Here is an 842-nt window from a genome sequence, read left to right as displayed (position 1 = left end):
CTGATGGTGGTGACGCCCAATGGACCCCTGCCGCCACCGTGGTGATTGGCACCTACAGTGTGGTGACCGGCACTTCCAAGCGCTGCGTCTAAGCCCCTTTCACACACATTCAACTTCAAGGAGATACCCATGAACAACTTTGACCTGAACACCCTCGATGTCCGCGCCCAGAGCATGCAAGCCACTGATGGTGGTGACGCCCAATGGACCCCTGCCGCCACCGTGGTGATTGGCACCTACAGTGTGGTGACTGGCACTTCCAAGCGCTGCGTCTAAGCCCCTGACCGCCTGGGCGGCTTGAGCACAAGTCCACCCAGGTTCTGCCACAACCCAGAGAGAAAGCCCCGCATTTTGGTACGGGGCTTTCTCTGTATTTGCCATTTGGTTGCCACGCACGGCGGCGCTTGTTCATGGAGGAGAATGCAGGGAGAGCAGGCCCTGGCTATAGAGCAGAGATTAGCGAGTAGACCAGACTTCCGACATAGTTTCCGATGACATAGCCCAGCGTCCCAATCACCAGAATCGGGCCAACCAGGGGTTGCCAGCCTTTGCCGATGGCCAGGGCTGCGGCGGTGGTCGGCCCGCCGATGTTGGCATTGCAGGCCAGCACTACTTCTTCGATGGAGAATTTCAGGAGCTTGCCTGCCAGCATGGTCACCAGCAAGTTGACCAGGGCCACGACCAGCACAAAGACGAACAGCAGCGGAGCATTGTTGAGAATCAGCGGAATAGACGCCGGAATGCCGATCACCACAAAGAAGAGATATATGAAATAGCTCAGTAGGTGACAACTTCAGTTTGACCTCGTTCCAGACGGCAAAAACCAACAGACGGCCCCATCA

The 842-nt window shown here is 57.0% G+C and carries 2 protein-coding genes; one reads left to right on the top strand and one right to left on the bottom strand.

Features of this window, described 5'->3' with window-relative positions:
- Window positions 1–129 precede the first annotated feature (129 nt).
- Window positions 130–276, top strand: coding sequence for a hypothetical protein (locus IE158_RS13430; protein ID WP_189644205.1), 147 nt, complete (start codon window positions 130–132; stop codon window positions 274–276).
- 166 nt (window positions 277–442) lie between these two features.
- On the opposite strand, the gene IE158_RS13425 is transcribed toward IE158_RS13430, so the two are convergent.
- A complete protein-coding gene (locus IE158_RS13425; protein WP_268248076.1) occupies window positions 443–769 on the bottom strand; it encodes a DUF819 family protein in 327 nt (108 codons plus the stop codon).
- Window positions 770–842 lie beyond the last annotated feature (73 nt).

The sequence above is a fragment of the Deinococcus piscis genome, assembly GCF_014653275.1.
Taxonomy (GTDB): domain Bacteria; phylum Deinococcota; class Deinococci; order Deinococcales; family Deinococcaceae; genus Deinococcus; species Deinococcus piscis.
This window is presented reverse-complemented; position numbering and strand designations above follow the sequence as displayed.